This window comes from uncultured Tyzzerella sp. (assembly GCF_963558545.1).
Lineage (GTDB): Bacteria > Bacillota > Clostridia > Lachnospirales > CAG-274 > Tyzzerella.
This window is the reverse complement of sequence record NZ_CAUWHO010000039.1, coordinates 1-20144: the sequence shown is the minus strand read 5'-3', so window position 1 is coordinate 20144 and position 20144 is coordinate 1. Positions and strand designations below refer to the sequence as shown.

Below are 20144 nucleotides of genomic sequence, written 5' to 3'. Positions count from 1 at the left end.
ACCCCGTATATAATTTTTCCTTAAAAAATATAAGTCATACCTTAGTTGATATAATCAACTTTTAAGATACTTCGTATCTAAAAACAGGAATTCCTATATATTTTTATTAGAAAAAATTAATACAAAACCCCGTATATAATTTTTCCTTAAAAAATATAAGTCATACCTTAGTTGATATAATTAAAAAAATCCCACATTATAGTGGGATTTTTAAGGTAATAAAAATTATTTCATAGAATCTTTAGAACCTAAAACGTTTTCAATTTTATCTTCTACTAATTTTTGGATAAGTTCTCTACTAATACCTAAATATCCTCTAGGGTCAAATGCAGAAGGGTTTTCACCAAAGAATTTTCTAATACCTGCAGTCATAGCAAGTCTTAAATCTGTATCCATATTTATTTTACATACAGCCATACTAGAAGCTTTTCTAAGCATATCGTTAGGTATACCACTAGCACCATCAATTTTACCACCAAAGTCGTTACAAGTTTTAACACAATTTTGGTCTACAGAAGAAGCCCCGTGTAAAACGATAGGGAAGTTATGTATACCCTCAGCTTCTAATTTAGCAGTAATATTTTCAAGAATATCAAATCTTAATTTAGCTTCACCTTTAAATTTGTAAGCACCGTGGCTTGTACCGATAGCTATAGCTAAAGAGTCAACACCAGTTCTTTTGATAAAATCAACAGCTTGGTCTGGGTCTGTGTAAGTAGCGTGTTCTGCAGCAACATTAACGTCATCTTCTACACCAGCAAGCATACCAAGTTCAGCTTCAACTACAACACCTTTAGAGTGAGCATAGTCTACAACTTCTTTAGTTTTAGCAACGTTTTCTTCATATTCAAAATGAGAACCGTCAAACATAACAGATGTAAAACCAGCATCAATAACTTTTTTAACTGTTTCTAAATCTGGACCGTGGTCTAAATGTACAGCAATATCTATACCAGTTTCTTCTATTGCAGCATTAACCATAGCCATTAAATATTTAGGGCCAGCATATGCTAAAGCACTTTTAGAAACTTGTAAAATAACAGCAGAGTTAAGTTTTGCAGCTGCATTTACAACACCTTGTATAATTTCCATATTATTGATATTAAAAGCACCGATAGCATATTTACCTTCGAAAGCTTTTTTAAACATTTCCTTAGTAGTTACTAAAGCCATTTTGTTATCTCCCTTCAAAAAACGTTTTTGTAATATAATTATAATATATTTTTAACATTAATACAATAATAAAATTAAATTTTTATAAAAATTAATTTTAAATTATATATTTTGGTAACATATATATGTTATAATGTTAATAAATATAGGAGGTGATTTAGTGATATATTTTTTTATTATAATAATTTTAATTTTACTAGACTTAGGTAGTAAAAGTTATGTAAAAAGAAAATATAAATTAAATGAAGATGTAAGTATATATAAGGACAAAGTTTATATTTGTCATATAAAAAATGAAGGTCTTGCATATGGAGTTTTAAAAAATAGTAAAAAATTTATCTATATAATAGTAAGTGTGTGTTTGTTACTAGTGGGGATTTTGTTTTATAGTGCTTTTAAAGAAGGCTCTAAGCTTAAAAAGTTATCTTTTTCTTTTGCACTTGGTGGAGCATTAGGAAATTTTATAGATAGGATAAAAAATAAAAACATAACAGATTTTATATATATAAAATATAAAAAAGCACCTATTTTTAATTTGGCAGATGTATTTCTGTTTATATCGCCAATATTGCTATTTATAAACGAGATAAAAGATATTATAAGTAAAAAACAAGTATAATAATATCTCTTAAACATAATAATATTAGTAATTATGTTTAAGAGGTGATTATATGTATTTAAAAGGATACCATATAATAGGATTTATATTTACTGTAATACTAGGAACTTTATTGCATTTTACATACCAACTCTCTGGTAATAACATTATAGTAGGATATTTTAGTGCCATTAATGAAAGCACTTGGGAACATTTAAAACTATTAATAACACCTGTTATAATATTTTCTATATTTGAATATTTTATATATGGAAAAAATATTAATAACTTTATACTACTTAAAGCATTAACTATGTTATTAGGTATGTTTGTTATAGTTGCATCATTTTACACTTATACAGGTATTTTAGGTAATAATTATTTACCACTTGACATAGGCACATTTATATTAGGTACTTTTACCACATATTATTTTAGTTATAGATTTATACAAAAAAGGTTTTTATATAATAAAAATATAAATTATATAGGGTTGTTTATTATAGCTTTTGTTATATTTTGTATGATATATTTTACAACAAATCCACCTAAAATAAAGTTATTTTTAGACCCACAAACTAATACTTATGGTGTGCAGTAATATATTTATAAAATAATACTTGAAATAGCATTAAATTTATGGTATAAATACTTATATAATTATGTAAATGCTATGAAAAGGAATATTAAGCAAAATAAGTATTTTTAGAGAGTTGACGGTTGGTGTAAGTCAATATTACTTTTTGCCCAACTCACCTTAGAGCAAAAATATTGAAATAACAGTAGGTATTTTCGGTTGCCACCGTTATAGGCTTATAAGTGCGTAATTTTAGGTTTTACCTTTTACGAAATAGAGTGGTACCACGGAAAAAGCCCCTTTCGTCTCTATATTTTAAAGTTATATTATAAAATAGCTTTAAAAGAGATAAAGGGGCTTTAAATATATTAAAATTTGGAGGTAATTATGAATAGATATGATTTTAACAGCCTTGAAAAAAAATGGCGTAAAATTTGGGAAGAAAATCCTATAAATCCAACTAATACAAACAAGCCTAAATATTATTGCTTAGATATGTTTCCATACCCATCTGGCAATGGACTACACGTTGGACATTGGAGAGGCTATGTATTAAGCGATGTTATAAGTAGATATAAAGTTTTACAAGGATATGAAGTGCTACACCCTATGGGTTGGGACGCATTTGGGCTTCCAGCAGAAAACTATGCTATAAAAACAGGGACACACCCATCTGTTGCAACAGAGCAAAGTATATCTAATGTTAAAAGACAGTTAAAGGAAATAAGTGCTATTTATGATTGGGATAAAGAAATAAATACTACTGACCCTAATTATTATAAATGGACACAATGGATATTTTTAAAAATGTTTGAAAATGGCCTTGCTTATGAAAAAGAAATGCCTTTAAACTGGTGTTCTAGTTGTAAAGCAGTATTAGCTAATGAAGAGGCTACAAATGGAGAATGTGATAGATGTGGCTCTCAAGTTACTAAGAAAAATCTTCGCCAATGGATGCTTAGAATAACAAACTATGCAGAAAGACTTTTAAATGATTTAGATAAATTAGATTGGCCAGAAAAAGTTAAAAAAATGCAGTCAGACTGGATAGGTAAAAGCTATGGTGCAGAAATAGATTTTGAGATAGATGGGAAAGATAGGAAAATAAAAGTATTTACAACAAGACCAGATACTTTATATGGTGCTTGCTTTATGGTGTTAGCACCTGAGCATAGCATTATAAAAGATATTGTTACAGATGAGCAAAAAGAGGCTGTTGAGCAATATATATTTGAAGCTAGTACAAAATCTTCTGTTGATAGAATGACAGAAAAGGAAAAAACAGGTGTATTTACAGGTGCTTATGGTATAAATCCTTTAAATAACAAAAAATTACCTATTTGGATTTCAGATTATGTTTTAGCAGACTATGGTACTGGTGCTATTATGTGTGTACCAGCTCACGATGAAAGAGATTTTGCTTTTGCTAAAAAATTTGATTTACCAATAGTACAAGTTATTAAAAAAGCAGATGAAGATTTAAAAGATACTATGGAAGAGGCCTTTTTAGATGAAGGTATTATGGTTAATTCTGATAAATTTGATGGTGTAAAATCTTCTGAGGCTAAAGAGCTTATAGCATCATTTTTAGAAGAACAAAAAATTGGCAAAAAGACAGTAAATTATAAGCTTAGAGATTGGGTATTTTCCAGACAACGCTATTGGGGAGAGCCTATACCTTTAGTACATTGTGATAAATGTGGTATAGTAGGGGTTAAAGAAGAGGACCTACCAGTTAAACTACCTAATGTTTCTTCATACCAGCCAACAAGTACAGGAGAATCTCCACTTGCTGCAATAGAAGAATGGGTTAATACTAGTTGCCCTAAATGTGGTGGTAGTGCTAAAAGAGAAACAAATACAATGCCACAATGGGCTGGTTCTTCTTGGTATTTCCTTAGATATTGTGATGTAAATAACGATAAAGAGCTTGCAAGTAAAGAGGCTTTAAAAAAATGGTTACCTGTTGATATGTATGTAGGTGGTATAGAACACGCTGTATTACATCTTTTATATGCAAGGTTTTATACTAAGTTTTTAAAAGACATAGGAGTAGTAGATTTTGATGAACCGTTTTTACACCTTTTTAACCAAGGTATGATTACTAAAGATGGTGCTAAAATGAGTAAATCTAAAGGAAATGTAGTTTCTCCAGACGAGCTTGTAGAAAAATATGGTTGTGATTCTTTAAGATTATACGAACTTTTTGTAGGGCCACCTGAGATAGACTGTGAGTGGGACGACAGTGGTATAGACGGTACATTTAGATATTTAAACAAAGTATGGAAATTTGTAGATGAATATAAAGATAAAATAGTAGAACCTAGTGATGAAATGGTAAAACTTCGTCATAAAATGGTTTATGAAATAACAAATCGTTTAGAGGCTTTAACATTAAATACAGTTGTTTCTGGTTTTATGGAATTTACTAATAAGATAGTGGCAGAGGCTAAAAATATTGGTGGAGTAGATAAAGACACATTAGAAACTATTATTACTCTTTTAGCCCCATTTACACCTCATATTTGTGAAGAACTTTGGCAAATGATTGGATATACAGAAAGTGTATTTAAAAATAAATGGTGCACTTATGATGAAGAAAAAATGAAAGATAGCACAATAGAAATAGCATTACAAATTAATGGTAAGCTAAAGGGTAGCCTTAAAATAGAAGCAGATGCTAATAAAGAAGATGTTTTAGCTTTGGCTAAAGAAAGTTTGTCAGATAAATTAGATGGATTTACTATTGTTAAGGAAGTATATGTTCCTAACAGAATAGTTAATATAGTAGTAAAATAGATTTTATTACAGATTGTATACAAAAAGCATATTGAAAATAATTCAATATGCTTTTTATATACAATCGATAGTAGGTTGTATAAAACATACTATTTTTTTAACCATTTATTGATTGGTTATATACACATTTTAAAATATATACACAGTTATTTATACCAAGGGAACTACTATTTAAAAATATATCATAACATTTTTTATTGTCCCAGTTTTCACAGGTATAATATCCATAATAGCAGGATAATTTTTTATCTTGCTTTTTTAAAAATTTTTTGCTATTTTTTTCAGATATATTTAATGATTTAACTATGTTTTTTAGCCTATCATCATCTTTAGAATACACTAAAACTTTTATACAATTTTTATAATTTTTTAGGATATAATTAGATGCTTTACAAAAAACAACACAAGATTTATTTTCTACTAATTGCTTTAATGCCTTAGACTTTTCTATAAAAACCTTATCTTGTATAGGTATAAATTCTGTAAAAAATGATAAATTAAATCCAATACAGAAATCTATGGGTAAAGGGGGGATAGCTTTGTTTAATTTCCAATCTTCTATTGTATAAAAAATATTTTTAGAAATATTACTATTTTTACAGGCAAGTTCTATAATTTCATTGTCATAAAGAGGGATATTAAGCTCTTTAGATAATTTTTGTGCTATCAATTTTCCGTTGCTTTGTTCTTCTTCTAATATTGCAAATATAATATTTTTCATAAAAACACCTACATTTTAAGTAATTATATGTATATAATATGAAAAAATTTATAATAATATAATTATTAAATTTGTAATAATAAACCTACTATAGTATTTTAAGGAGAAAATATGAAGAAAGAAAATAAACCAAAAACAAAAGAAGATATACTAAAATATGAAATAGCTAGTGAGCTAGGGCTTATGGACAAAATAAATGAGTGTGGCTGGAAAAGCTTAACAGCAAAAGAAAGTGGTAAAATAGGAGGTATAATGACAAGTAGAAAAAGAAAAAATAAAAAATAATAAAAATAAAATTTGTAACCAAAATTATACTGTTGTAATAATATATATAAAGGAGTAAAAAACAAAAGAAATTAATAAAAATTGATAACGTAGTTATTTAAAAGGAGGATTTTAAAATGAGTGCTTTTGAAATTGAAAATGAATGTGGTGCAGCAGCTCCGCTTAATGATAGAGTTAGAGAAGAATGTATTATAGCTTTAAAGGTTTACGATTTTTGTAGACAACAACAGTGTAATAAAATACAACTATTAAAATAACAACTATATTTTGTTATTATATATTTAAAATTGTTTTAAAAATTGATTTTTTCAATATAATATATTATAATTTTAAGAAAAATACATAGGAGGTTTACTAATGAAAAAAATAATAGATATTCTTTTTGGAAGAGTTATGATATTATTAGTTGCTTTTTTTATACAAATAGCCTTAATAATATTTGTTGTTATTAAATTTCAAGAATATTTTTTCTATTTTTATCTTATAGGTATTTTATTTAGTGTTTTAATACTATTATTTTTGATTAATAGTAATATGAACCCTTCTTATAAAATAGCTTGGATTATACCAATAATGCTTTTTCCACAGTTGGGGTGGATATTTTATGCATTATTTAGTAGTGGTAAATTTAGTAAGGTAACTAAAAAGAAACAAAAAATATATTATACAAATCATATAGAAAATTTATCTAAAGTTATTTTAAAAGATAAAAATATTTTACATAAACTAAAAGAAGATGATATTATAGCAATGGGGCAGGCTAAATATTTAATAGATTATGGTGAAAGCCAAATATTTGAAAATAAGGAAAGTAAGTATTTTAAAATAGGTGAAGAATACCTTAAGGCTTTATTAGAAGAACTAGAAAAAGCAGAAAAATTTATTTTTATGGAATATTTTATAATATCTGAAGGTAAAATGTGGGATAGCATATTAGATGTTTTAAAAAGAAAAGTTGCTCAAGGTGTAGAGGTACGTTTAATATATGACGACTTTGGTTGTATAATGACTTTACCTAAAAAATACAATAGAGAGCTAGAAAAATATGGGATAAAATGTAGTGTATTTAATCCTGCCAATTTAATCTTTACAATTATATATAACAATAGAACACATAGAAAAATAACAGTTATAGATGGAAAGGTAGCTTTTACAGGAGGAATAAATTTAGCTGATGAATACATAAATTTAAAACAACGCTTCGGGCACTGGAAAGATACAGGAATAATGATAAAAGGCGAAGGTGTTTGGGGATTTACAATAATGTTTTTAAATATATGGAAGTTTTTAAAAAAGACTGATGAAAATTTTTTAAAATATAAAAATAGCTTCCCTAAAGAAGATAAAGATTTACAAGAATATGATGGTTATATAGTGCCATTTAGTGATAGTCCTTTAGATAAAGAAATAGTTAGTAGTAATGTTTTTATGAATCTTATAAATAGTGCTACAAAGTATATTTATATAAATACCCCGTATTTAATTATAGACTATGAAATGACATCAGCATTATGTATGGCTGCTAAAAGGGGGATAGATGTTAGGATAGTAACTCCTTTTATACCAGATAAAAAAAGTGTATTTGAAGTTACTAGGTCAAATTACCAAACACTTATAGAAAGTGGGGTAAGAATATATGAGTATACACCAGGGTTTATACACGCAAAGAGTTTTGTTGTAGATGATAAATATGCTGTTATAGGTACTATAAATTTAGATTACAGAAGCCTTTATCTACATTTTGAATGTGGTGTATGGATATATAAATCTAAAACTATTTTAGATATTAAACAAGATTACTTAGATACACTACAAAAATGTAGTATATACACACTAGAACAATGTTATAGTGTATCTTCTATAAGAAAGCTTTATAGGTCAATATTACAAATATTTTCACCATTATTGTAAAGGTATAAATAAAAAGTTAATTTTTAGTTAATATTAGTAGCATAAAATTATATTTGCATAAAAGAATATAGCATACCTAATATGTTAAAAAATGTATTAAAAAATAGCAAAAAATATTGACAGTAATAATAATATAAGGTATAATATTAATGTTTTTATTGCCACTTCTAGATCCGTTAGCCCCGGGTTTCGAATATATGTAATAATTGATATTTTCAAGGAGGAACCATAAATGAGAACAACATTTATAGCTAAAACAGCTGAAATAGAAAGAAAATGGTATGTTGTTGATGCAACAGATAAAACTTTAGGACGTATTGCTTCAGAAGTTGCTAGTGTTTTAAGAGGTAAAAATAAACCTATTTATACACCTTTCTTAGATACAGGTGATTTTGTAATTGTTATTAATGCAGATAAAGTAAAAGTGACTGGTAAAAAATTAGACCAAAAATTATATAGAAAACATTCAGACTATGTTGGTGGTTTTAAAGAAACTACTTTAAGAGCTATGATGGATAAAAAACCAGAAGAAGTGTTTAAACTTGCTGTTAAAGGTATGTTACCTAAAAATGCTCTTGGTAGAAAAATGTTTAAAAAACTTCATGTTTATGCTGGTGCAGAGCATAATCATCAAGCACAAAAACCAGAAGTATTAGAATTTAATTTTTAAGGTGTATAGGAGGGTAAAAAATGTCAGCAGCTAGATATTACGGTACTGGTAGAAGAAAAAGCTCAGTAGCTAGAGTTTATTTAATGCCAGGCAATGGAAAAATAACTATAAATAAGAGAGATATGGATGAGTATTTTAGTCTTGATACTTTAAAACTTATTATTAGACAACCATTAGAATTAACTAGTACTACTACTAAATTTGATGTATTAGTTAATGTTAAAGGTGGTGGAACTACTGGTCAAGCAGGTGCTATAAGACACGGTATTTCTAGAGCTTTAATACAAGCAGATAGTGATTTAAGACCTTCTCTTAAAAAAGCTGGTTTCTTAACAAGGGACCCAAGAATGAAAGAAAGAAAGAAATATGGTTTAAAAGCAGCTCGTCGTGCTCCACAATTCTCAAAACGTTAGTTATTATTTACCCTAGAAAGATTATTTTTCTGGGGTATTATTATACAATAATACAAAAATTATATTTTTCATATTAATACATATAATATTAATTTTTATTATAATTGGTTAAATATATCTACAGAATGCCGTAATGGATTAACTATAAGTCAATTTTATGACTAATAGTATCTATTACGGTTTTAATTTATTACTTAAATTTTTATATAAGTCCATATAACAATATTTTATTTATTAAAATTTTACAAATAATTTACAAAGTTTATACATTAATTTACTATTAATTTAAAAAAATATATTATATAATTTATATGTATTAAAAATTATATAAATTATTTGGAGAGATAACTATGAAGAAATTATTAAAATTTTTATTAACATCAACATTAATTATGTCTACATTAGTTGGTTGTGGAGGAACAGGAACAGGAACAGAAAGTGAAAATGGAGATACTACATTAAGTGGTAGTATAACAATGAACGGTTCTACATCTATGGAAAAATTATCAAATTCTTTGGCAGAAGTTTTTATGCAAAAATACCCTAATGTTACTGTAACAGCACAGTTTACAGGGTCTAGTGCAGGTATAGAGGCTGTTGCTAATAAAACAGTAGATATTGGTAATTCTTCTAGAAAATTAAAACAAGAAGAGCTAGATAAAGGTATTATAGAAAATGTAGTGGCACTTGATGGTATTGCAATTATAACACATCCAGAAAATACTGTGTCAGATTTAACTTTAGACCAACTTAAAGGTATATATGATGGAACAATAAAAAATTGGAGTGAAGTTGGCGGAGAAGATATGGGTATAGTTGTTATTGGTAGAGAAGCAGGGTCTGGTACTAGAGGTGCTTTTGAAGAAATTTTAGATTTAAAAGATAAAGCAGTTTACTCTCAAGAGATAGACTCAACAGGTGCTGTTGTAGGTAAAGTAGAGTCAGCTCCTGGAACTATTGGATATGTATCATTAGATGTTATACATAATTCTAAAGCGAAAGCCTTAAAAATTGATGGTGCTGAACCGACAGCAGATACTATAAAATCTGGACAATATATGCTTTCACGTCCATTCGTTATGGCTACTAATGGCGAAATATCAGCACAAAAGCCAGAAGTACAAGAGTTATTTAACTTTTTAAAAAGTGAAGAAGGAAAACAATTAATAGAAAAAGTAGGATTAGTTAACGTAGATTAGTTTATTTAAAGAAGAATATAATAAAATTTTATTATATTCTTCTTTATGATATTTTATCTATTAAGAAAGGTACAATATTATGGATACAAACCAAGAAACAATTTTTTCTAAAAGTAAAAATAAATCAGCTTTAGAAAAAACTATGCATATAATATTTTTTATATGCTCATTGGCAGCTATTATAGCTGTATTTGCTATAACACTTTATATGATTATATCTGGTACACCAGCTATCTTTGAAATAGGTATAAAAGATATGCTCTTTAATTCTGTTTGGAAACCAACGGCAGAGGTACCTTCTTTTGGTATAGCATATATTATTTTAACATCTATTATAGGTACATTTTTATCTATAATAATAGGAGTTCCTATTGGTGTTCTTACCGCAGTATTTTTATCTGATATAGCTAATAAAAATGTATATAAATTTATAAAGCCTTGCGTAGAGCTTTTAGCAGGCATACCATCTATAATATATGGTTTATTTGGACTTTTAATAATAAATCCTTTAATATATAAATTAGAATTATTTTTATTTAAAGATGACCCTAATCATCAATTTACAGGTGGAGCAAATCTGTTATCAGCAATTTTAGTTTTAGCTATAATGATTTTACCTACTGTTATAAACGTTAGTGAAACAGCACTAAAGGCTGTTCCAGTTAGTTTAAAGCAAGCATCTTTGGCTCTTGGTGCTACATATGTACAAACTATATTTAAAGTATGTATACCTGTTGCAAAATCTGGAATAATAACAGCTATTGTACTTGGTATTGGTAGAGCAATAGGGGAAGCTATGGCAATAGTGTTAGTTTCTGGTAACTCTGTAAATTTACCAGTTCCGTTTAATTCGGTAAGATTTTTAACAACAGGTATAGTATCAGAAATGTCTTATTCTTCAGGATTACATAGACAGGCATTATTTACAATAGGCCTTGTACTTTTTATATTTATAATGGTTATAAATATAGTTATAAGTAAAATATTAAAGAAAGGAGATAAATAATGGAAAATAGTATTTACAATAAAAAAAATAGACCATTAGATAGTTTTTTACTTGCTTTAATATATTTATCTATGATAATAACAGTATTTATATTAGTGTCAATAATAGGGTATGTAGCATATAGAGGTATATCTAAAGTCAACTGGGAATTTATATCAACAGTACCTTCAACAGTTAACGAAACATTTGGTATATTAGGTAACATAATAAATACATTATATATTATATTTATTACTTTATTAATATCCCTTCCAATAGGCATAGGTGCAGCTATATATTTAAATGAATATGCTAAAAATGCAAAATTTGTTCGTGTTATAGAGTTTACTACCGAAACTTTAGCTGGTATACCATCTATAATATATGGGCTTTTTGGTATGGTATTTTTTGGAATAACATTAAACCTTAAATTTTCTATATTATGTGGTAGCTTAACCCTTACTATAATGATTTTACCATTAATAATTAGAACAACAACAGAATCTTTAAGAACTGTACCTAAAGGATATAGAGATGGTGCGATAGGTATGGGGAGTACAAAATGGTATATGATAAGAACTATTATATTGCCTAGTGCAGCTCCAGGGATAGTTACTGGTACAATACTTGCTATAGGTAGAATAATTGGAGAATCTGCAGCATTATTATTTACAGCAGGAAGTGTTTACTTATTACCTAAAAATTTATTTACACATATATTTAATTCTGGTGGTACTTTAACAATACAAATGTATCTTAGTATGTCAAAAGCAGAATATGATAATGCCTTTGGTATAGGGTTTGTTTTGTTATGCTTGGTATTTTTACTTAATATGATAACAAAGCTTATATTAAGCAAAAGTAAAAAATAATTGACGAAAGAGGAAATAAAAATGGAAAATAATATTAAAATTTCTGTTGAAAATTTAGATTTATATTATGGTGCACATCAAGCCCTAAAAAATATAAATATGAATATAGAAAAAGGAAAAATAACAGCTTTTATAGGGCCTTCTGGTTGTGGAAAATCAACTTTTTTAAAAACTCTTAATAGAATGAACGACCTTGTTGAAAATGTAAAAATAGAGGGTAAAGTATTATTAGACGGAGAAGATATATATTCACCTAAAGTAGATACAACATTACTTAGAAAAAAAGTAGGTATGGTTTTTCAACAACCAAATCCATTTCCTATGAGTATATACGATAATATTGCATATGGACCTAGAATACACGGTATAAAATCAAAAACTACTTTAGATGAAATAGTAGAAACTAGCTTAAAAGGTGCAGCTATTTTTGATGAGGTTAAAGACAGATTGAAAAAATCTGCTTTAGGTTTGTCGGGTGGACAACAACAAAGGCTTTGTATAGCTAGAGCTTTAGCTGTTAAGCCAGAAGTTTTACTAATGGACGAGCCTACATCAGCCTTAGACCCAATATCTACTATAAAAATAGAAGAACTTATGGCAGAGCTTAAAAAAGAATACACTGTTGTTACAGTTACACATAATATGCAACAAGCAGCAAGAATATCAGACTATACATCGTTTTTCTTAGTTGGAGAAATGGTGGAAATGGGAACGACAGATGATATTTTTACAAGACCACGAGATAAGAGGACAGAAGATTACATTACAGGAAGATTTGGATAATAATAGTTATATTTTAGTTTAGGAGGGATAATATGTCTGGTAGACTTGGATTTCAAAATGAAATAGAAAAATTAAATGTTGAGCTTATAAAAATGGGAGCTTTAATAGAAGAAGCAATAGAAAATGTAATAATTTCTTTAAAAACACAAGACCACAGCCTAGCTAAAGAGATTATAAAAAAAGATAGAGAAGTAGATGATATGGAAAAGGTTATAGAAAGCCATTGTTTATCTTTAATATTACGCCAACAGCCAGTTGCTAAAGATTTGAGAATTGTTTCTACAGCTTTAAAAATGGTTACAGATATGGAGCGAATAGGAGACCACGCATCAGATATAGCTAGTATAATTTTAAAAATTGATACAGAGCATTTTTTTGAAATAGTAGAGCATATTCCAGAAATGGCATCTATTGCTAAAAAAATGGTTAATGGAGCTATAGAAGCTTTTGTTAAGGGAGATACCGAACTTACTAAAAAAATTATAGATATGGACGATAAGGTAGATGCACTATTTACAAAAGTTAAATCTGAAGTTATAGAAATACTTAAAAAATCTAATGATTTATCAGATATGTGTGTAGATTTTCTTATGATAGCAAAATATTTTGAAAGAATAGGGGACCACGCAGAAAATATTTGTGAATGGGTAGAATTTAATGAAACTGGTGAATATAAAAATAGCAGAATATTATAATATTAATAATTTAAATTATATGATTTAAAATATGTATTAATATAATTTAATTAGTATAAGGAAGATGTTATGGGTTTTGAAATAAAATTAGGACTTAAGGATATATGTGATAATTATGGTATTGTAGAAAGAAATTCTATAAGGGCTATAATAAAATGTAATGGAAAACTATTAATGATAAGGACTAATAAAGGCGACTATAAATTTCCTGGAGGGGGTATAGAAGAAGGGGAAACAATAGAACAATCATTATGTAGAGAGGTAATGGAAGAAACAGGTTTTGAAGTTTTAAAAATAGGAGATACTATTGGAAAAGTTGTAGAAAGCAATGTAGATATTTATGATGATAGTAAAATTTTTGTTATGACTTCTTTGTATGTTGAGTGTGAAATAAACTTTAATTCTCAAAAGGAGCTAAAACTTGATGATTACGAAAAGGAATTAAATTTTAAACCTACTTTTATAAAAATTGAAGATGCTATTTATAAAAATACTCAATTAATAGATAAAAAAGTAGATTTAAATCCTTGGATATATAGAGAAACACAAGTTTTAAAGGAACTAATAAACTCTGTTAAAGTGTAATTTTTAAGCATAGAGCTTAATTTGAGTTATTAAGTTAAAAAGGTTAATTATAAAAACTCTTTGTTAATCAAAGAGTTTTTATAATTATTGGTTAATATTTTTAGTCATATTTAAAATATATTAAAAAAATAGATATAATTTTAATATTATAAAATTAACATTATAGCATTTTACGATTGAATAAAATTTAATTATAATTATTTATAAATAATTTATATTTTAATAGTTTTTAACTAGTAATTGGAAATATGATTGAGGATGTGCACATACAGGGCAAATTTCTGGAGCGTTTTTACCTGTATGGGTATGCCCACAGTTAGTACATTGCCATACTACCTCAGTATCTTTTTCAAAAACTTTTCCTTCTTCAATATTTTTTAATAAAGCTAAAAATCTTTCCTCGTGTTCTTTTTCTATTTTTGCTACTCCATCAAAAAGATCAGCAATATGGTCAAATCCTTCTTCTCTAGCATCTTGTGCCATTTTGCTATACATATCTGTCCATTCGTAGTTTTCACCATTAGCAGCATCTTTTAAGTTTGTCATTGTATCGCTAATACCGTTATGAAGAAGTTTAAACCAAATTTTAGCGTGTTCTTTTTCATTGTTTGCTGTTTCTAAAAATAAATTTGATATTTGCTCATAGCCTTCTTTTTTTGCTTTGCTTGCATAATAAGTATATTTATTTCGAGCTACGGATTCCCCAGCAAATGCCTTTAATAAATTTTTCTCTGTTTTAGTTCCTTTTAAATTCATAATAAAACCTCCTATAAAAATAAATTCATTTTTATTATAACAAATTATAAAAAAAATATCTAACAATATGATAAAAATAAAAAAGTTTTGGTTAAAAATATAAATATAAAGTATAATATATATGTATATTTTAATATAAAATATATATAACTATAAATACAATTCATATTAAACTATTTTAATATAAAAATTTAAATAAAATAGTTTAAAAATTTATGGAAAAATATTGACTTTTTTTATATTTAATGCTAAAATTTATAAATGTGTTTATGTATATAACTACTTATACACAGAAGTATTTAAAATTTACAGGGAGGTGCAATTAATGCCAACATTTAATCAGTTAGTAAGAAAAGGTAGACAAACTAAAATTGAAAAATCTACTGCTCCTGCTTTACAAAAAGGGTTAAACTCTCTTAGAAAAAAGCAAACTAACATGAGTTCTCCACAAAAAAGAGGAGTTTGTACATCTGTTAAAACTGCTACACCTAAAAAACCTAACTCAGCTCTTAGAAAAATAGCTAGGGTTAGACTTTCTAATGGTATAGAGGTTACAGCTTATATTCCTGGTGAAGGACACAATTTACAAGAGCATAGCGTTGTTCTTATTAGAGGTGGTAGAGTAAAAGACGTACCTGGTGTTCGTTACCACATTATTAGAGGTACTCTTGATACTGCTGGGGTTGCTGATAGAAAGCAAGCTCGTTCTAAATATGGCGCTAAACGTGCTAAAGCTAAAAAATAATTTTAGCAAAAATATTTAAAATGCCGTGTACTTTAAATACTCTGTTTATGGTATTTGGTTGTGCATAGGCATGAAATGGCATTTTTAAAATGTCAAGTACCGTTGAATTAATATAGTTGATTAAGGAGGGAAGAATCGTGCCACGTAAAGGTCATGTTTCGAAAAGAGAAGTACTACCAGATCCAATGTATAAAAGTAAAGTAGTTACTAAGCTTATAAATTCTATTATGCTTGATGGAAAAAAAGGTATTGCTCAAAAAATAGTTTATGGTGCATTTGCCATTGTTGAAGAAAAAACAGGTAATTCTGGTTTAGAGGGATTTGAGCAAGCTCTTAATAATATTATGCCTGTTCTTGAGGTAAAAGCTCGCCGTGTTGGTGGTGCTACTTATCAAGTACCTATTGAGATTAGACCAGAAAGAAGACAAACTTTAGGTCTTCGTTGGTTAACTATGTATAGTAGAAAAAGAGGCGAGAAAACTATGGAAGCTCGTCTTGCAGGCGAAATAATGGATGCTATCAACAATACTGGTGGCTCTATTAAGAAAAAAGAAGAAACTCACAAAATGGCAGAAGCAAACAAAGCTTTCTCTCATTACAAATGGTAATATTGAGTTTTATAACAAAATTATAAAAATTATAGATTTAATATATATAAAATTACAAAAAAGGAGGAATAAGTGTGTCTAGAGCATGCCCGCTTGAATTAACAAGAAATATTGGGATTATGGCCCATATTGATGCTGGTAAAACAACTCTTACTGAACGTATATTGTTCTACACTGGTCGTAACTATAAAATAGGCGATACTCACGAAGGTACTGCAACTATGGACTGGATGGAGCAAGAACAAGAAAGAGGTATCACTATCACTTCTGCTGCTACAACTACTAAGTGGAACATTGGTGATGGTCCTATGCACCGTATCAATATTATTGATACACCAGGACACGTTGACTTTACTGTTGAGGTAGAACGTTCTCTTCGTGTACTCGATGGTTCTGTTGGTGTATTCTGTGCTAAAGGTGGGGTAGAACCTCAATCTGAAACTGTTTGGAGACAAGCAGATAGATACAACGTACCTCGTATGGCGTTTGTAAACAAAATGGATATTATGGGTGCAGACTTCTACAATGTTGTTTCTATGATTAAAGACAGACTTAAAGCTAATGCTGTTCCTGTACAACTTCCTATTGGAGCAGAAGATGATTTTGTTGGTATTATCGACCTTATGGAAATGAAAGCTTATATTTACAAAGATAAGCAAGGTACAGAAATTTCTGTAGAAGATATACCAGCAGATATGCTTGACAAAGCTAACGAGTATAGAACTCAAATGATTGAATCTATTGCAGAAACATCAGATGAGCTTATGGACAAATATTTTGAAGAAGGCGAAGAAGCTTTTACTATGGAAGAACTTAAAAAAGGTCTTCGTGAAGCTTGTATAGATTGTAAAGCTGTTCCTGTTTTCTGTGGTTCTGCTTACAGAAATAAAGGTGTTCAAAAGCTTCTTGATGGTGTATTAGAATATATGCCAGCTCCAACAGATATACCTGCTATAAAAGGTCATATCCCTGGAGATGAAGAAAATGAAATTGAAAGAATTTCTTCTGATGAAGAGCCTTTTGCAGCTTTAGCATTCAAAATTATGAACGACCCATTTGTTGGTAAACTTGCATTCTTTAGAGTGTACTCTGGTGTATTAGAATCAGGTTCTTATGTATACAACTCTGTTAAAGGTAAAAAAGAGCGTATCGGACGTATCCTTCAAATGCACGCAAACTCTCGTGAAGAAATAGATAAAGTATACGCTGGAGATATTGCAGCAGCAGTAGGTTTAAAACTTACTACTACTGGTGATACTCTTTGTGATGAAAACAACGAAGTTATACTTGAGTCTATGAACTTCCCAGAGCCAGTTATATCTGTTGCTATTGAGCCTAAAACTAAAGAGGGTAGAGATAAAATGGGTATAGCTCTTGCTAAACTTGCAGAAGAAGACCCAACATTTAAAACATATACTAACCAAGAAACTGGTGATACTATCATCGCTGGTATGGGTGAGCTTCACCTTGAAATTATCGTAGACCGTCTTTTAAGAGAGTTTAAAGTTGAAGCTAACGTAGGTGCTCCACAAGTTGCTTACCGTGAAGCATTTAGAAAAGATGTTGATGTTGAAAGCAAATATGCTAGACAATCTGGTGGTAAAGGTCAATATGGACATTGTAAAATCAGATTTGAAGTTATGGATGCTAACGAAGGTAAAACTTACGAATTTGTTAACGAAATTGTTGGTGGTGCTATTCCTAAAGAATATATACCAGCCGTTGATAAAGGTATCCAAGAAGCTATGCAATCTGGTATTATTGGTGGATACCCTGTTGTTGGATTAAGAGCTGTATGTTATGACGGTTCTTACCACGAGGTAGACTCATCTGAGATGGCATTTAAAATTGCAGGTTCTATGGCATTTAAAGATGCTATGAAAAAATCTGACCCAGCTTTACTTGAGCCTATTATGAAAGTAGATGTTACTGTACCTGAAGATTATACTGGTGAGGTTATTGGAGATATGAATAGCCGTCGTGGTAGAATTGAAGGTATGGAACCATTAAATGGTATGCAAGTAGTTCACGGTTTTGTACCTCTTGCAGAAATGTTTGGCTATTCTACAGACCTTCGTTCTAAAACTCAAGGTCGTGGTACTTACACTATGGAAGTACATCACTATGAAGCTGTGCCAAAAAGCATTCAAGAAAAAGTTGCTGCTGGCAGAAGTCAAGATTAAAAATTATTTTACAATTTTTATATATAAAGACATATTATTTAGTAAAAATATTTGTAAAAAGTGCAATTAATACTTGCATTTTTTACAAATATTAACTATAATAGATATAAACATTATAAATTTATATTTTCTATTTTAAGGAGGAAAATTTTAATGGCTAAGGCAAAATTTGAAAGAAATAAACCACACGTTAATATTGGTACTATCGGTCACGTTGACCACGGTAAAACTACTTTAACAGCTGCTATTACTAAAACATTAGCAGATAGATATCAATTAGGTAGTGCTGTTGATTTTGATAAAATTGACAAAGCTCCAGAAGAAAAAGAAAGAGGTATCACTATCTCTACTACTCACGTAGAATATGAAACTCCTAATAGACACTATGCTCACGTTGACTGTCCTGGACATGCTGACTACGTTAAAAATATGATTACTGGTGCTGCTCAAATGGACGGTGCTATCCTTGTTGTTGCTGCTACAGATGGTCCTATGGCTCAAACTAGAGAGCATATCCTTCTTTCTCGCCAAGTAGGTGTTCCTAAAATCGTTGTATTTATGAACAAATGTGATATGGTTGATGATGAAGAATTATTAGAATTAGTTGAAATGGAAATTACTGACCTTTTAGCTGAACAAGGATTTGAAGATTCTCCAGTTATTAGAGGTTCTGCTTACCAAGCTCTTCAAGATACATCTGGTGAATGGGGCGATTGCATCGTTAAATTATTTGAAGTTATTGATGAATATATCCCTAACCCAGAAAGAGATTCTGACAAACCATTCCTTATGCCTGTAGAAGACGTATTCTCTATTACAGGACGTGGTACTGTTTCTACTGGTAGAGTAGAAAGAGGTACTCTTAATGTTTCTGACGAGGTTGAAATTGTTGGTCTTACAGAAGAATCTCGTAAAGTAGTTGTTACTGGTATCGAAATGTTCCGTAAACTTCTTGATACTGCTGAAGCTGGTGATAACATTGGTGCACTTCTTCGTGGTGTTCAAAGAGATGAGATTGAAAGAGGTCAAGTATTATGTAAACCAGGCTCAATCACTCCTCACACTAAATTTACTGCTCAAGTTTACGTATTAAAAGCTGACGAAGGTGGACGTCATAAACCATTCTTCAACAATTACAGACCACAGTTCTATTTTAGAACAACTGACGTTACAGGTGTTATCAATCTTCCAGAAGGTACAGAAATGTGTATGCCTGGTGATAACATTGAAATGACAATTGAACTTATCTCTCCAATCGCTATGGAAGAAGGTTTACGTTTTGCTATCCGTGAAGGTGGTAGAACAGTTGGTTCTGGTGCAGTTGTTTCTATTATTGAATAATTATAATGTTTTAAAGACAAAGTACAAAAGTGCTTTGTCTTTTTTAATGTTTTATAGTTTATTTATTGGGGTTAAAACAGCTAAATTTTAAAATTATACAATTTTTATGTTATTAAAAAAATATTTTTATTTATATCAATTAAAAGTTGATTTATATCAATTAAGAGGTGATTTATATTTTTAAATGGGAAATTATATATGTGTGTTTGTATTAACTTTACTAATAAAGATTTTGGATATATGTA

Annotated in this window: 21 protein-coding genes and 1 other annotated feature; of the genes, 18 read left to right on the top strand and 3 right to left on the bottom strand. The window is 28.9% G+C overall.

Annotation, left to right across the window (positions count from 1 at the left end; genetic code table 11):
* Positions 1-225: 225 nt before the first annotated feature.
* Positions 226-1173, bottom strand: coding sequence for a ketose-bisphosphate aldolase (locus R5Z65_RS07185; RefSeq protein WP_317368168.1), 948 nt, complete (start codon positions 1171-1173; stop codon positions 226-228).
* A 160-nt stretch (positions 1174-1333) separates the two neighbouring features.
* Here R5Z65_RS07185 and lspA point away from each other — a divergent pair, with 160 nt between their 5' ends.
* From lspA to leuS, 3 genes are all read left to right on the top strand, one after another.
* Positions 1334-1792 (top strand): signal peptidase II, encoded by a 459-nt coding sequence (lspA, locus tag R5Z65_RS07180; RefSeq protein ID WP_317368166.1) that lies wholly within the window; start codon positions 1334-1336, stop codon positions 1790-1792.
* Between the two features lie 52 nt (positions 1793-1844).
* Complete coding sequence (locus R5Z65_RS07175; RefSeq protein ID WP_317368164.1) at positions 1845-2372, top strand: DUF6512 family protein; 528 nt, start codon at positions 1845-1847, stop codon at positions 2370-2372.
* Positions 2373-2435: 63 nt separating this feature from the next.
* Positions 2436-2661 (top strand) — a binding site (T-box leader).
* A gap of 74 nt (positions 2662-2735) precedes the next feature.
* Entirely contained in the window at positions 2736-5147 is a 2412-nt protein-coding gene (gene leuS / locus R5Z65_RS07170; protein WP_317368162.1) for a leucine--tRNA ligase, read from the top strand.
* A gap of 97 nt (positions 5148-5244) precedes the next feature.
* Here leuS and R5Z65_RS07165 read toward each other — a convergent pair whose 3' ends face one another.
* Entirely contained in the window at positions 5245-5868 is a 624-nt protein-coding gene (locus R5Z65_RS07165) for a cytidylate kinase-like family protein (protein ID WP_317368160.1), read from the bottom strand.
* Between the two features lie 111 nt (positions 5869-5979).
* Here R5Z65_RS07165 and R5Z65_RS07160 point away from each other — a divergent pair, with 111 nt between their 5' ends.
* From R5Z65_RS07160 to R5Z65_RS07110, 11 genes are all read left to right on the top strand, one after another.
* Entirely contained in the window at positions 5980-6153 is a 174-nt protein-coding gene (locus R5Z65_RS07160; protein ID WP_317368158.1) for a small, acid-soluble spore protein, alpha/beta type, read from the top strand.
* Positions 6154-6269: 116 nt separating this feature from the next.
* The gene (locus R5Z65_RS07155) at positions 6270-6410 is read left to right on the top strand and encodes a hypothetical protein (RefSeq protein ID WP_317368157.1); all 141 of its coding nucleotides are present in this window, start codon (positions 6270-6272) and stop codon (positions 6408-6410) included.
* A gap of 100 nt (positions 6411-6510) precedes the next feature.
* The gene (gene cls, locus R5Z65_RS07150) at positions 6511-8064 is read left to right on the top strand and encodes a cardiolipin synthase (RefSeq protein ID WP_317368155.1); all 1554 of its coding nucleotides are present in this window, start codon (positions 6511-6513) and stop codon (positions 8062-8064) included.
* A 232-nt stretch (positions 8065-8296) separates the two neighbouring features.
* The gene (rplM, locus tag R5Z65_RS07145) at positions 8297-8734 is read left to right on the top strand and encodes a 50S ribosomal protein L13 (protein WP_317368153.1); all 438 of its coding nucleotides are present in this window, start codon (positions 8297-8299) and stop codon (positions 8732-8734) included.
* A gap of 20 nt (positions 8735-8754) precedes the next feature.
* A complete protein-coding gene (rpsI, locus tag R5Z65_RS07140) occupies positions 8755-9147 on the top strand; it encodes a 30S ribosomal protein S9 (protein WP_317368151.1) in 393 nt (130 codons plus the stop codon).
* A gap of 350 nt (positions 9148-9497) precedes the next feature.
* A complete protein-coding gene (locus tag R5Z65_RS07135) occupies positions 9498-10346 on the top strand; it encodes a phosphate ABC transporter substrate-binding protein (RefSeq protein WP_317368149.1) in 849 nt (282 codons plus the stop codon).
* A 142-nt stretch (positions 10347-10488) separates the two neighbouring features.
* Entirely contained in the window at positions 10489-11352 is an 864-nt protein-coding gene (pstC, locus tag R5Z65_RS07130; RefSeq protein WP_317368169.1) for a phosphate ABC transporter permease subunit PstC, read from the top strand.
* A complete protein-coding gene (gene pstA, locus R5Z65_RS07125) occupies positions 11352-12203 on the top strand; it encodes a phosphate ABC transporter permease PstA (protein WP_317368147.1) in 852 nt (283 codons plus the stop codon). Before pstC ends, pstA begins: the two co-directional genes overlap by 1 nt.
* 21 nt (positions 12204-12224) lie before the next feature.
* Positions 12225-12986, top strand: a complete 762-nt coding sequence (pstB, locus tag R5Z65_RS07120) for a phosphate ABC transporter ATP-binding protein PstB (protein WP_317368146.1) — start codon at positions 12225-12227, stop codon at positions 12984-12986.
* A gap of 32 nt (positions 12987-13018) precedes the next feature.
* Positions 13019-13681, top strand: a complete 663-nt coding sequence (gene phoU, locus R5Z65_RS07115; protein ID WP_317368145.1) for a phosphate signaling complex protein PhoU — start codon at positions 13019-13021, stop codon at positions 13679-13681.
* Between the two features lie 69 nt (positions 13682-13750).
* On the top strand, positions 13751-14266 hold the full coding sequence (locus R5Z65_RS07110) for an NUDIX domain-containing protein (protein WP_317368143.1): 516 nt from the start codon (positions 13751-13753) through the stop codon (positions 14264-14266).
* Positions 14267-14485: 219 nt separating this feature from the next.
* On the opposite strand, the gene rbr is transcribed toward R5Z65_RS07110, so the two are convergent.
* Positions 14486-15022, bottom strand: a complete 537-nt coding sequence (gene rbr, locus R5Z65_RS07105) for a rubrerythrin (protein ID WP_317368141.1) — start codon at positions 15020-15022, stop codon at positions 14486-14488.
* A gap of 325 nt (positions 15023-15347) precedes the next feature.
* On the opposite strand from rbr, the gene rpsL reads away from it, so the two are divergent.
* The 4 genes from rpsL to tuf all read left to right on the top strand — a co-directional run bounded on the left by rpsL (position 15348) and on the right by tuf (position 19899).
* Complete coding sequence (rpsL, locus tag R5Z65_RS07100) at positions 15348-15767, top strand: 30S ribosomal protein S12 (RefSeq protein ID WP_250278556.1); 420 nt, start codon at positions 15348-15350, stop codon at positions 15765-15767.
* A gap of 137 nt (positions 15768-15904) precedes the next feature.
* Positions 15905-16375: a 30S ribosomal protein S7 gene (gene rpsG / locus R5Z65_RS07095; protein ID WP_317368139.1), complete on the top strand. Its 471-nt coding sequence runs from the start codon at positions 15905-15907 to the stop codon at positions 16373-16375.
* 74 nt (positions 16376-16449) lie between these two features.
* On the top strand, positions 16450-18558 hold the full coding sequence (gene fusA, locus R5Z65_RS07090; protein ID WP_317368136.1) for an elongation factor G: 2109 nt from the start codon (positions 16450-16452) through the stop codon (positions 18556-18558).
* Between the two features lie 153 nt (positions 18559-18711).
* Positions 18712-19899 carry an elongation factor Tu gene (gene tuf / locus R5Z65_RS07085; RefSeq protein ID WP_317368134.1) on the top strand — a complete coding sequence of 396 codons (1188 nt, stop codon included), beginning with the start codon at positions 18712-18714 and terminating at the stop codon, positions 19897-19899.
* The last annotated feature ends 245 nt before the right edge of the window (positions 19900-20144 follow it).